We start from the raw sequence: 12,604 nt of genomic DNA on the forward strand, positions 1-12,604 counted from the left end.
CCGCCGACCTCGCCCCCAGCCTCACCACCATCCGGCCCATGTCGGTCATCGGCAGCCGGATGGTGGTGAGGCTGGGGGCGAGGTCGGCGGCGACCGAGACGTCGTCGAAGCCGACCACCGACATCCGCTCGGGCACCGGGATGCGGTGCGCGCGCAGCGTGGACAGCACGCCGATGGCCATCGCGTCGTTGAGCGCGATGATCGCGGTGGTCTCCGGATGCTCGCGCAGGATCTGCTCGGCGGCGGCCCGGCCACCGTCGCGGGTGAAGTCGCAGTGCACCACCGGCAGGTCGGCGAGGGCGAGGCCGTGCCGGCCGAGCGCGGCGGAGACGCCAGCGAGCCGGTCGGCGACGGTGGTCAGCGCCGCGGTGCCGGCGGCCACCGCGATCCGCCGGTGGCCAAGTTCCAACAGGTGCTCGGCGAGCGCCCGGCCGCCCGCCTCGTTGTCCGGCAGCACGGCGTCCACGCCCAGGGCGTGCCGGCCGATGACGGCGACCCGCCCCCCGCTGCGCTGGAACTCCGACAGCTCGGCGCGCGCCGCCGCCTCGATGCGGGGATCGTTGTAGCCGGAGCCGGCGATCAGGATGATGCCGACCCGCTGGGCGATCAGGTGCCGCAGCTGTTGCAGCTCGTTGTCGGGGTCGCGGCCGGAGTGGCAGATCTGCACGAGCAGGCCCTCCTCGGCGGCGACCTGGATGACGCCGCCGGCGATCTCCGAGAAGTACGGGTCGTCGACCTGGTGCACCACCAGGCCCACGGTGGAGCTGGCGCCGCCGGCGAGGGTGCGGGCGTACGGGTTGGCGACGTAACCCAGCTCGCGGGAGACCTGCCGGACGTGGCGGGCGACCTCCTCGCTCACCCCCTCCCGCCCGGAGAGGGCGCGGGACGCGGTGGCCAGCGAGACGCCGGCGCGTTCGGCGACGTCGACGAGGCGCAGCCTCGGGCCAGGCTTGGGCATCCGCAACTCCCCGGAAACATCGATGCATTGACGGTATTGCCAGTGGTGCAGAACACAGCCTAGGCTACGAAAGCGCTTTCGTAAGCGCTTCCGTCCCCGGCAAAGGAGCGTTGCGGGATGACGAACCGATACAGACGAATCCGATGGATGGCGGCGATTGGCGCGACGATGACGCTCGCGCTGGCGGCGTGCGGTGATGACGGCGGCGGGGATTCCGCCGGAAGCGACGATCCGATCGTGGTGGGCATCTCCCTCCCGCTCACCGGAGACTTCTCCGAGCCGGGCAAGGGCGTGCAGCGCGGGTACGAGGCCTGGGCGAAGATCACGAACGACAAGGGGGGTCTGCTCGGCCGGAAGGTCGAGTTGAAGATCCTCGACGACCAGTCCAACGCCGACCGGGTGGTCGCCGACTACGAGCAGCTCATCGGCTCCGACCAGGTCGACCTCGTGGTGGGGCCGTTCTCCACCCGCCTGGTGGTGCCCGCGGCGCGGGTGGCCGAGGAGTACGGCATGCTCTTCGTCGAGCCGGCCGGCGCCGCGAAGGAGGTCTTCGAGCAGGGCTTCAAGAACCTGTTCTACGCCGCCCCTGCGGTGGCCAACGACCACTACAACCACCTGGCCGAGTACCTGCTGGCGCTGCCGGCCGACCAGCGCCCGAAGACCGCGGCGTACGCGGCCATGGACGACCCGTTCGCGCAGGGCACGGCGTACGGGCTCAAGGAGAAGCTGGCGGCGGCCGGCATCCGGACCGTCGTCGACGAGGTCTACCCGCCGAACACCACCGACTTCGGCAGCATCGCCGCGAAGATCGCGGCCTCCCGGGCCGACATCGTGGTGGGCGGCTCGCAGTACCAGGACGGGGTGAACCTGATCGTCGCCCTCCAGCAACTGAAGTACCAGCCGAAGCTGGCGGCGTTCTCCACCGCCCCGACCAACCCGGAGTTCGCCGCGGCGATCGGCAACAAGACCGAGGGCATCCTCTCGCCGACCGGCTACACGCAGAAGGCGCCCTACCCCAGCAACAAGGAGTTCGTCGAGAAGTACACCGCGCAGTTCGGCACCGCGCCCGAGGAGGACGAGGCCAACGCGTACACGACCGGGCAGGTCGTCGCGGCGGCGGTGACCGCGGTGGGCTGCGCCGAGCAGGGCGAGTGCCAGCAGAAGCTGGTCGAGTGGGTCCGTGGCAACACCGTCGAGACGGTGGTCGGCCCGCTGTCCTGGGACGAGACCGGCAAGCCGAAGGGCGCCCACATGATCCAGCAGTGGGTCGGCGGTGAGATCCAGATCGTGCTCCCGGCCGAGGCCAAGGAGGCCGACCTCGTCTACCCGAAGCCGGCCTGGTAGGCGGCGATGCCCTCCGGTGCGCTGCTCTTCCAGAGCGTCATCCTGGGTCTGCTGCTGGGCGGGCTCTACGCCCTCCTGGCAGCCGGCCTGACCCTCTACTTCGGCATCATGCGGGTGGTGATGATCGCCCACTCGGCGTTCCTCATCCTGGCCGCGTACCTGGCCTGGTGGTCGCACACCCGGCTGGGGGTCGACCCGCTGCTGTCGATGGTGGTCACCGTGCCGCTCTTCTTCGGCGCCGGCGTGCTGCTGCAACGGCTGCTGCTGGCCCGGCTGCGTGCGGCCACGCTGACCATGATGTCAGTGCTGCTGACGTTCGCCATCGCGGTCACCATCGAGGGGCTGCTCGGCTACGCCTTCACCGGCACCCAGCGGCGCATCCAGCTCGGCTACGGCTCGGCCAGCTTCGGCCTCTTCGGGGCCCGGATCGCGGTGGTGAAGCTGATCGCGTTCGGCCTCGCCGCCGTCGCGCTGGCGACCCTCTACCTGCTGATGAAGAAGACCACGTTCGGCTGGGCGTTGCGCGCCACCATCCAGCACCGCGACGCGGCCCGGCTGGTCGGCATCGAGACCGAGAAGGTGGCCGGGTACGGCTTCGGCATCGGCCTGGCCACCGCCGCCGTCGGCGGCACCGCCCTCGCCCTCGACACCACCATCTACCCGTCGCTGCACTGGCACTGGATCGGCCCGCTGATGGCCATCATCGTGGTCGGCGGCCTCGGCAGCGTGCCGGGCGCCGCGATGGCCGCCATGGTGCTCGGGATGGCACAGAGCCTGCTGCAGATCCCGCTCGGCACCACCTGGGCGCAGACGATCTTCTACCTCGCCCTGTTCGCCACGCTGGCGTTCCGGCCACAGGGATTCTTCGGAGGTCGCCTTGCCCAGCGCTTCTGACCCCACCGTCACCCCGGCCCCCACCGGCCCGGACCCGGCCGTCACCCCGGCCAGCGCCGCCCGGCCGGACCAGACCGTCGCCCCGGCGAGCGCCGCCGGGTCGGACCAGACCGTCGCCCCGGCCAGCGCCGCCCGGCCGGAGCCGGTCGCCATTCCAGCCGGCACCGTGACGCGCGGCGGCGCCGAGGCCGAGCCGGCCACGGCGACGGGCGGCGGCACGGCAGCGGACCACCCGGCGACCACGGCGGCACGACGCGGGCGGATCCGGCTCGTCCTCCGCGCGGTCGCGCTGCTGGCGCTCGCCGCCGCGGTGCTGTCCTTCCCGTCGCTGGCGCCCAACCCGTACATCCTGTCGGCGGGCGTGGTGGTGCTGAACTACGCGGTGCTCGCCACGTCGTGGAACTTCGTCGGCGGGTTCACCGGCTACATCTCCCTCGGCCACGGCGCGCTGGCCGGCCTCGGCGGCTACGGCACCGCGCTGCTGGTCACCAGGGCCGGGCTGCCCAGCTTCGTGGCGCTGGTCGTCGCCGCGTTGCTGGTGGCCGCGCTGGCGGTGCCGATCGGGTACGCGGCGCTGCGGGTGCGCGGCGCCTCGTTCGTCATCGTCTCGATCGCCCTGGTGCTGATCCTGCTGTTGGTCTTCCAGAGCTGGGCCTCGCTCACCGGCGGCTCGCGGGGCCTGGTGGTGCCGCGCCCGTTCCCCGGGCTGCTGCGCCCGGAGCACCACCGGGCGTTCTACTTCCTCTTCGCCGGGTTGCTCGGGCTCGCGCTGCTGGCCTGGTGGCTGATCGACCGCTCGCGGTTCGGCCTCGGGCTCAAGGCGATCCGGGAGGACGAGGACAAGGCCGAGGCGCTCGGCACGCCGACCTTCGCGTACAAGCTCGTGGTGTTCGTCGTCTCGGCCGGCTTCACCGCGCTGGCCGGCGGGCTCTACGCGCTCTGGTTCGGCGACCTCGACCCGGTCTTCCAGTTCTCCATCCTGACCGGCTCCTACCTGGTGCTGATGGCGCTGCTCGGCGGCGTCCGGCACCTGTTCGGGCCGCTGGTCGGCGCCCTGGTGGTCGGCATCGCGCTGGAGTACTTCAAGGTCGAGTTCGGTAACACCCCGTTGCACCTGGTCGCGACCGGCCTGCTGCTCGCGCTCGTGGTGCTGTTCATGCCCGACGGCGTGCTGCCGGCGATCGGCGCGCTGGCCAACCGGCTGTCCGGGAACGCGCAGAGCTCCATCCGTGAGGTCACCGCCGCGCAACTGCGCGACGAGCGTTCGGCGGGGGCGCGGGAACCGGTCGACGCCGCCGCGGCCCCCGGCCGCGCGCAACCGACGAAGGAGCGGCCATGAACGGGCGTCGGCAGGCGCGTCATCGGTGCGGTGCGGTGGTGTCGCATGGCGGCGCGGAGCGAAGCGGAGTGGCGGCATGAGCGAGGTGGCCGGTCTGGCGACCGAGGGGCTGACCAAGGCGTTCGGCGGCGTGGTGGCCCTCGACGGCGCCACCGTGACATTCCGGCACGGCCAGGTCAACGCGCTGATCGGGCCGAACGGGTCAGGCAAGACGACGTTCTTCAACTGCGTCACCGGGCTGATCCGGCCCGACGGCGGGCGGACGACGTACCGGGGGCAGGAGATCACCCGTCGGGCGCCGCACGCCATCGCCCGCGCCGGCATCGGCCGCACCTTCCAGCTGTGCCGGGTGTTCCCCCGGATGTCGGCCCTGGACAACGTGCTCGCGGCGGTCCGCCCGGGTGGGATGGCCGGGCTGCTGCGCGGCGCGCACACCCGGGCGGAGGTGGACCGGGCCCGGGGGTGGCTCACCCGGCTGGGTATCGAGCACCTCGCCGACGCCGAGGCGCGCACCATGTCCTGGGGGCAGCAGAAGCTGCTGGAACTCGCCGGGGTGCTGATGAGCAACCCGGAGACCGTGCTGCTCGACGAGCCGGCCGGCGGGGTCAACCCGGCGCTGCTGGACCGGATCGGCTCCCTGGTGCGCGAGCTCAACGCCGAGGGGCGGACCTTCGTCATCGTCGAGCACAACATGGACCTGGTGATGAGCGTCAGCGACCACATCGTGGTGTTCGACCGCGGGCGCCCGATCGCCGAGGGTCCGCCGTCGCTGATCCGCACCGACGAACGCGTCCTGGGGGCTTACCTTGGCGTCTGAAATCGAACTCGTCGACGTGCACGCCGGCTACGGGCGCGCGGCGCCGGTGCTGCGCGGCCTCACCGTCTCGGTGCCGGCCGGCACGATCGTCTGCCTGGTCGGCCCGAACGGGGCCGGCAAGTCCACCGTGCTGAAGGTGGCCAGCGGCCTGCTCAGGCCGCGCTCCGGGCGGATCCTGGTGGGCGGGGTGGACGTGACCGGCCACGGCCCGCAGCGGATGCTCGCCTCCGGGGTGGCCCACGTGCTGCAGGGGCACAGCGTCTTCCGCGAGATGACCGTGGCGGAGAACGTGCTGCTGGGCGGCTACACGCTGCGGAACAAGGCGCTGATCGCCGAGCGGACCGAGTTCGTCCGGGAACTGTTCCCGGTGGTCGCGCAGCGCTGGAACGCCTTGGCCGGGCTGCTCTCCGGCGGCCAGCAGAAGCAGGTGGAGTTCGCCCGCTCGCTGATGGTGGACCCCAAGGTGGTGCTGCTGGACGAGCCCTCGATGGGGCTGGACCCGAAGGCGACCAGCACGGTGTTCGAGCAGGTGGTGCGGATGCGCGACGCCGGCACCGCGGTGCTGCTGGTGGAGCAGAACGCCCGGCGGGCGCTGGAGACCGCCGACCTGGGCTGCGTACTCGACCTCGGGCGGGTGCACATCTCGGGGCCGGCGGCGCAACTGCTCGCCGACCCCCAGCTCGGCGAGCTGTATCTCGGCGGGCGGCCCGCCGAGCCGGCGGTCACGCCGAAGCGCTGACCCCGACCCGCAACCGACCCCGCGACTCCCGAGGCGACCCCGCGACGAACGGCACGACGAGATGATCCGGGCGCGACACGTAAGCGCTTTCGAAAGCGGTTGCGTGCCACGCGGACACGAGGAGAGGTGTACGCGATGACCAGAGCCAGACGCGCCGCCGCCGTCACCGCCGCCCTGCTGGCGGTCGGTGTCCTGGCCGGCGCCGGAACAGCGCCGGCCCAGGCGGACCGGAACCGTCCCCGCGACGTCCACCCCACCCTGCGCGAGCACCTGGTCGCCTACTACGACTTCGACCACCCGGTGCCCGGCGACGTCGCGCTGGAGCGCGACCAGGGCCGCTCCGGCACCGAGATCGAACTCGTCAACGGCGGCGCCGCCATGCGGGTACCGGAACGCGCCTACCCCGGCAGCGGCAAGGCGCTGCAGACCCGGCAGGTCGACCCGGCCCAGGCCGGCAACGACGACTGGAAGGCCGGCATCTTTTCGGCCAGCGGCGTACGCACCCTGCGCCCGTTCAGCGCCGTCGCCGGCACCACCGTGATGGGCTGGTTCAAGCTGGAGATGGACGCCCCGCTGCCCAACTCCACCACCCCGAACCCGGACGACCGGTTCAACGCGATCGGCCTGGCCGGCGTGCTGACCGGTGACTCCGACGGCCACGGCGTCCGGGCGCTGCTCGAACTGATCGACGTCAACGGCGAACTGCGGCTGGTCGCCCTCGGCCGGCGGCTGGACGGCGGCAACTCGCAGACCTTCGCCGCCAGCGCCGACTGGCGCACCCTGCTGCCGAAGGGGGAGTGGGTGCACCTTGCCGCCACCTTCGACTTCAACGCCGGGACGATGGCGCTCTACCGCAACGGCCGGCCGCTGGACGGCTTCTACACCCGCACCGACGACCCGTGGCTGGTGGCCGGGCCCGGCCCGCACGTCACCACCGCCTCCGACCCGCGGGGCATCAAGATCGGCGGGAGCTTCCCGCAGGACAACCTGGAACGCAACCCGTGCGACTGCCGCATGGACGCCCTGATGTTCCTCGACACCGCGGTCTCCGCCCGCGACGTCGAGAAGCAGTACCGCTACCTGGCCCGCTGACCACGCTCGGCACGACCCCACCGAGAAGGAGACCCGCGTGCACAGTATCGGCAGCATCCGCAGATCCGCGCTGGCAGCCGGGCTCACGGCCGCCGCCCTGGTCCTGTCCACCCTGGTCGCCGCGCCCGCCCGGGCCGCCGACCCGATCGACGATCCGGTCACCGAGATGCCCACCCAGTCCCGGCTCGGCCTGGTGCTCACCGAGTACGCCAGCTTCCCGCAGTCGTTCCCCACCCCCGCGCCGACCGACCAGCGGCTCATGCGGACCGCGCGGATCAACACCATCATGGAGTTGCCCGACCGATCCGGCCGGCGGGCCGTACCCGACCTCAACGGCAAGCTCTACCTCGTCGAGGACGGCGTGCCGCACGTCTACCTGGACGTCGCCGCGACCTTCGCACCGCAGTTCTTCTCCGGCCGCGGGCTCGGCCAGGGCTTCGGCTACGTCGCCTTCCACCCGGAGTTCGGCAGCAACGGCCGGTTCTACACCATCCACACCGAACAGGCGTCGGCCACCACCGAGGTCCCGGACTACGCCCAGTCCAACACGCTGTTCCACGGGGTGATCACCGAGTGGACGGCGACCGACCCGGCCGCCGACACCTTCGCCGGCAGCCGCCGGGAGGTCCTGCGAATCGGGTTCGGCGGCCAGATCCACGGCATCCAGGAGATCAACTTCAACCCCACGGCGAAGCGCCACGACAGCGACTACGGGCTGCTGTACCTGGCCGTCGGCGACGGCGGCCTCGGGGTGCGCAACACCGACCCGCAGAACCTGGCCATGCCGCACGGCAAGCTGCTGCGCATCGACCCGCGCGGCAGCGACTCCGCCAACGGCCAGTACGGCATCCCGGCCAGCAACCCGTTCGTCGGCCGGGCCGGCGCGCTCGGCGAGATCTACGCGGTCGGCTTCCGTGACCCGCACCGGTTCAGCTGGGACCGGGCCACCGGCCGGATGTACCTGGGGCACATCGGCGAGCACGCCGTCGAGGCGATCTACGAGGTGCGCGCCGGTGACAACTTCGGCTGGAGCGAGCGGGAGGGAGCGTACGTCTTCGACAAGACGGCCACCAACCCCTGCGACAAGCTGCTGCCGCTGCCCGCCGACGACGCCAGCTACGGCTACACCTACCCGGTCGCCGCGTACGACCACGACCCGGCGCCCGGCTGGAACTGCACCTCGGACGTGGGGGTCGCGGTGGCCGGCGGGTTCGTCTACCGGGGCAGGGAACTGCCCGCGCTGCGCGGCAAGTACGTCTTCGGTGACCTGGTCGACGGCCGGGTGCTCTACACCGAGGCGAACCGGATGCGCCGGGGCGCCGGCCTGGCCCCGATCCACCGCCTCGCGCTGTTCGACGCCGCCGGCAACCCGGTGCGGATGCAGGACCTCTCCGGCCCCGGCGCGCCCGGCGACCCCAACCGGGTCGACCTGCGCTTCGGCACCGACGCCGCCGGCGAGCTCTACATCCTGGCCAAGGCCAACGGCAAGGTCTGGAAGGTCACCGGCACCCGGGTCTTCGCCGCCGGCGACGTCGGCGACACCCGGCTGCGCAGGACCGCCGGCGCGCACAACTGGGCGCCGGTGACCCCGTCGAAGTGGCAGTTCACCAGGGACGAGGTGATCCTCGCCGAGGCCGGGGTCAGCCGGCCCGGCCCGCGCCGGCCGTTCGAGTACGCGGTGCTGACCGCCGGACCGGCCTGGTCGTCGGTCGAAATCGAGGCCCGGGTACGGCTGGACACACCGGTGGAGATCACCAACCGGGACGTCATCATCGTCTTCGGCTGGCGGTCGGACACCGAGTTCTACTACGCCCACCTCTCCACCGACCACACGATCTACCCGCACAACGGCATCTTCAAGGTCGACAACGCCGACCGGGAACGCATCGACCACCAGTGGAACGGGCGGTCCCGCGGCGCCAACCCGGCGATCACCGACGCCGACTGGCACAAGGTGCGGGTGAAGCACCTGCCGGCCACCGGGGAGATCGCTGTCTACGTTGACGGGCACAAGGACCCGCTGATGACCGCGAAGGACACCACGTTCGGCTCCGGCCGGGTCGGCTTCGGCTCCTTCGACAACGTCGGCCGGCTGCGTCACCTCACGGTGACCGGCACGCCGGCCTGACCCGCACCGGCGGGGGCGGCGGCGACGGGGCCGCCGCACCCCGCCGGGGCACCCCGAGCTGCGGCACCCGGCCGGGTGCGCGAGAAACCCCGCTTACCTGGAGGGCGAGGCGATGACGGCACGTATCCCGATGGGGATCGTCATGAACGGCGTGACCGGGCGGATGGGCTACCGACAGCATCTGGTCCGGTCCCTGCTGGCGATCCGCGAGCAGGGCGGCGTCCCGCTGCGCGGCGGCGGGCGGCTGTGGCCGGAACTCGTGCTGGTCGGCCGCAACGAGGCCAAGCTGCGCGACGTCGCGGACCGGCACGGGCTGACCGACTGGACCACCGACCTCGCCGCGGCGCTCGCCCGCCCGGACACCGCTATCTACTTCGACGCCCAGGTGACCAGCGAGCGGGAGAAGGCCATCGGCCTGGCCATCGAGGCCGGCAAGCACATCTACACCGAGAAGCCGCTGGCCACCACCCTGCACGGCGCCGTCGAACTGGCCCGGGCCGCCGACGCGGCCGGGGTGCGGCACGGCGTCGTGCAGGACAAGCTCTTCCTGCCCGGCCTGCGCAAGCTCGACCGGCTGGTGCGCGGCGGGTTCTTCGGCCGGATCCTGTCGGTGCGCGGCGAGTTCGGCTACTGGGTCTTCGAGGGCGACTGGCAGGCCGCGCAGCGCCCGAGCTGGAACTACCGGGCCGCCGACGGCGGCGGCATCGTGGTCGACATGTTCCCGCACTGGCACTACGTGCTGGAGCAGGTCTTCGGGCCGGTGCGGGCGGTCACCGCCCACGTCACCACGCACATCCCGCGCCGCTGGGACGAGGACGGCCAGCCCTACGACGCCACCGCCGACGACGCCGCGTACGCCATCTTCGAACTCGACGGCGGCATCGTCGCGCAGATCAACTCGTCCTGGGCGGTCCGGGTCAACCGGGACGAGCTGGTCGAGTTCCAGGTCGACGGCACCGAGGGCAGCGCCGTGGCCGGGCTGCGCCGCTGCCGGGTGCAGCACCGGGCCAGCACCCCGAAGCCGGTGTGGAACCCCGACCTGCCGTCCACCGACGACTTCCGGTCGCAGTGGCAGGAGGTGCCGGACAACGAGGTGTACGACAACGGCTTCAAGACGCAGTGGGAGATGTTCCTGCGGCACGTCGCCGAGGACGCCCCGTACAGCTGGGACCTGTGGTCCGGCGCCCGCGGCGTGCAACTGGCCGAGCTGGGCCTGCTGTCCGCGCGGGAGGGCCGCCGGGTGGAGATCCCGGAGCTGACCGGCGGGGAGCCGGCATGAGTGCCACGGTGCGGCTGCCGGACGGGGCGTACATCCTCTCCGGCGCGGGCGGCGAGCACGCCGTGCCCGGCGCGCCGTTCACCAGCCGGGTGGCGTACGCCGCCGCGCACGTGGTCGCCGACCCGCGGGCGGAGAACGTGCCGGGCGCGCCCGCGGCGGTGGACTGGGACGCGACGCTGGCGTTCCGCCGGCACCTGTGGTCGTACGGGTTCGGGGTGGCCGAGGCGATGGACACCGCCCAGCGGGGGATGGGGCTGGACTACCCCACGGCGCGCGAGCTGGTGCGGCGCTCGGCGGCGGCGGCCCGGGCCGAGGGCGGCGCGATCTGCGCCGGCGTCGCCACCGACCAGCTGCCGGCCGGCCCGGCCACCCTGGACGAGATCCGCAAGGCGTACGCCGAGCAGCTCGCCGACGTGCAGGAGGCCGGCGCCCGGCCGGTGCTGATGTGCAGCCGACACCTCGCGGCGACGGCCCGCTCCGCCGAGGACTACCTCGACGTGTACGGCCGGCTGATCGACGACGCGGACGACCCCGTCGTGCTGCACTGGCTGGGTCCGGCGTTCGACCCGGCGCTGGCCGGCTACTGGGGCGACGGCGACCCGGCCGGCGCGGCGGACACCGTGGTGGCGTTGATCGCCGGCCACCCCGGCAAGGTCGACGGGATCAAGCTGTCGCTGCTCGACGAGGAGTTCGAGGTGGCGCTGCGCCGACGGCTGCCGGCCGGGGTGCGGCTCTACACCGGCGACGACTTCAACTATCCGGCGCTGATCCGGGGCGACGCGCAGGGCCACTCCGATGCGTTGCTCGGCGTGCTGGCGGCCATCGCCCCGCCGGCCGCCGCCGCGCTGCGCGCCCTCGACACCGGTGACCTGGCCGGGTACGACCGGCTGCTGGCCCCGACGTTGCCGCTGGCGCGGCACCTGTTCGGCGCGCCGACCTTCTACTACAAGACCGGCATCGTCTTCCTCGCCTGGCTGGCCGGCCACCAGGACCACTTCACAATGGTCGGCGGCCTGCAGTCGGGCCGGTCGCCGGCGCACCTGGCCCGGCTGCTGCGGCTCGCCGACGCCGCCGGGCTGCTGCCCGACGCCGAGTTGGCCGCCCACCGCGCGCGGGCGTACCTGACCACGGCGGGGGTGGCGCAGTGAAGCGGTTCGCGCTGAACTCGGCCACCACCCGCCGCTGGCCGCTGCCGGATCTGGTCGCCGGGTGCGTGGACGCCGGTGTCGGCAACGTCGGGCTGTGGCGCGAGGACCTGTCCGGGCTCGGCGTCGAGGCGGCCGCGGCCCTGGTCCGGGGCGCCGGCCTCACCGTCACCTCGCTGTGCCGCGGCGGCTTTTTCGACGCGCCCGGTTGGTTCGACGAGAACCGGCGGGCGATCGACGAGGCGGCCGGCGTCGGCGCGCCGGTGCTGGTGCTGGTCTCCGGCGGGCTGCCGGCCGGCAGCCGGGATCTCGACGCCGCCCGGGCGCACGTCGGCGAGGCGATCGGTGCGCTGGTGCCGCACGCGCTGGCCGCGGGCGTACGGCTCGCGGTCGAGCCGCTGCATCCGATGTTCTGCTCCGACCGGTGCGTGGTCGCCAGCCTCGGCCAGGCGCTCGATCTGGCCGAGCCGTACCCGCCGGAGGCGGTGGGTGTCGTGGTGGACACGTACCACCTGTGGTGGGACGACCAGGTGTGGGCGCAGATCGCCCGGGCCGGGCGGGCGGAGCGGATCGCCTGCTTCCAGGTCGCCGACTGGGTCACGCCGCTGCCCGCCGGGGTGCTGCTCGGCCGGGGCCTGCCCGGCGCCGGCTGCGTCGAGCTGCGGCGCTTCCGGGAGGCGGTCGACGCCGCCGGCTACACCGGGCCGATCGAGGTGGAGGTCTTCGCCGAGGAGGTCTGGTCCCGGCCCGGCCGGGTCGTGCTGGACGAGGCGATCGCCGGGTACCGGGAGCACGTCGCCTGAGCGGGCGGCGGCGGGCCGGACCGCCCGCCTCAGCCGGCGGGTGACACCGGTCCCGCGGCTTCCCAG

Annotated in this window: 11 protein-coding genes; 10 read left to right on the forward strand and 1 reads right to left on the reverse strand. The window is 72.9% G+C overall.

Going from position 1 to position 12,604, the window contains the following annotated elements:
- Positions 1-958: LacI family DNA-binding transcriptional regulator (locus tag DLJ47_RS24220; protein ID WP_109903074.1), on the reverse strand; the 958-nt coding region annotated here is incomplete at its 3' end.
- Between the two features lie 237 nt (positions 959-1,195).
- Here DLJ47_RS24220 and DLJ47_RS24225 point away from each other — a divergent pair.
- The 10 genes from DLJ47_RS24225 (at position 1,196) to DLJ47_RS24270 (ending at position 12,538) form a co-directional block, all read left to right on the forward strand.
- Positions 1,196-2,302, forward strand: coding sequence for an amino acid ABC transporter substrate-binding protein (locus DLJ47_RS24225; protein ID WP_233257992.1), 1,107 nt, complete (start codon positions 1,196-1,198; stop codon positions 2,300-2,302).
- Between the two features lie 6 nt (positions 2,303-2,308).
- Positions 2,309-3,196, forward strand: a complete 888-nt coding sequence (locus tag DLJ47_RS24230; protein ID WP_088994520.1) for a branched-chain amino acid ABC transporter permease — start codon at positions 2,309-2,311, stop codon at positions 3,194-3,196.
- A complete protein-coding gene (locus tag DLJ47_RS24235; RefSeq protein ID WP_233257993.1) occupies positions 3,180-4,535 on the forward strand; it encodes a branched-chain amino acid ABC transporter permease in 1,356 nt (451 codons plus the stop codon). The genes DLJ47_RS24230 and DLJ47_RS24235 overlap by 17 nt, the downstream gene beginning before the upstream one ends.
- Positions 4,536-4,611: 76 nt before the next feature.
- Positions 4,612-5,352 carry an ABC transporter ATP-binding protein gene (locus DLJ47_RS24240; protein ID WP_109903076.1) on the forward strand — a complete coding sequence of 247 codons (741 nt, stop codon included), beginning with the start codon at positions 4,612-4,614 and terminating at the stop codon, positions 5,350-5,352.
- Positions 5,342-6,091: an ABC transporter ATP-binding protein gene (locus tag DLJ47_RS24245; protein ID WP_109903078.1), complete on the forward strand. Its 750-nt coding sequence runs from the start codon at positions 5,342-5,344 to the stop codon at positions 6,089-6,091. Before DLJ47_RS24240 ends, DLJ47_RS24245 begins: the two co-directional genes overlap by 11 nt.
- Positions 6,092-6,226: 135 nt before the next feature.
- The gene (locus tag DLJ47_RS24250; RefSeq protein ID WP_109903118.1) at positions 6,227-7,183 is read left to right on the forward strand and encodes a LamG-like jellyroll fold domain-containing protein; all 957 of its coding nucleotides are present in this window, start codon (positions 6,227-6,229) and stop codon (positions 7,181-7,183) included.
- Between the two features lie 37 nt (positions 7,184-7,220).
- Positions 7,221-9,311, forward strand: a complete 2,091-nt coding sequence (locus tag DLJ47_RS24255; protein ID WP_109903080.1) for a PQQ-dependent sugar dehydrogenase — start codon at positions 7,221-7,223, stop codon at positions 9,309-9,311.
- 112 nt (positions 9,312-9,423) lie between these two features.
- On the forward strand, positions 9,424-10,590 hold the full coding sequence (locus DLJ47_RS24260) for a Gfo/Idh/MocA family protein (protein ID WP_109903082.1): 1,167 nt from the start codon (positions 9,424-9,426) through the stop codon (positions 10,588-10,590).
- Positions 10,587-11,738 carry a DUF993 family protein gene (locus DLJ47_RS24265; RefSeq protein ID WP_109903084.1) on the forward strand — a complete coding sequence of 384 codons (1,152 nt, stop codon included), beginning with the start codon at positions 10,587-10,589 and terminating at the stop codon, positions 11,736-11,738. Before DLJ47_RS24260 ends, DLJ47_RS24265 begins: the two co-directional genes overlap by 4 nt.
- On the forward strand, positions 11,735-12,538 hold the full coding sequence (locus DLJ47_RS24270; protein WP_109903086.1) for a sugar phosphate isomerase/epimerase family protein: 804 nt from the start codon (positions 11,735-11,737) through the stop codon (positions 12,536-12,538). Before DLJ47_RS24265 ends, DLJ47_RS24270 begins: the two co-directional genes overlap by 4 nt.
- Positions 12,539-12,604: the final 66 nt, after the last annotated feature.

The sequence above is a fragment of the Micromonospora sp. S4605 genome (assembly GCF_003176715.1).
GTDB lineage: Bacteria > Actinomycetota > Actinomycetes > Mycobacteriales > Micromonosporaceae > Micromonospora > Micromonospora echinaurantiaca.

Bases quoted from the DNA above. Each gene is read 5' to 3' on its own strand.
- DLJ47_RS24230 (WP_088994520.1), top strand. From the start codon at position 2,309: ATGCCCTCCGGTGCGCTGCTCTTCCAGAGCGTCATCCTGGGTCTGCTG.
- DLJ47_RS24265 (WP_109903084.1), top strand. From the start codon at position 10,587: ATGAGTGCCACGGTGCGGCTGCCGGACGGGGCGTACATCCTCTCCGGC.
- DLJ47_RS24260 (WP_109903082.1), top strand. From the start codon at position 9,424: ATGACGGCACGTATCCCGATGGGGATCGTCATGAACGGCGTGACCGGG.
- DLJ47_RS24250 (WP_109903118.1), top strand. From the start codon at position 6,227: ATGACCAGAGCCAGACGCGCCGCCGCCGTCACCGCCGCCCTGCTGGCG.
- DLJ47_RS24240 (WP_109903076.1), top strand. From the start codon at position 4,612: ATGAGCGAGGTGGCCGGTCTGGCGACCGAGGGGCTGACCAAGGCGTTC.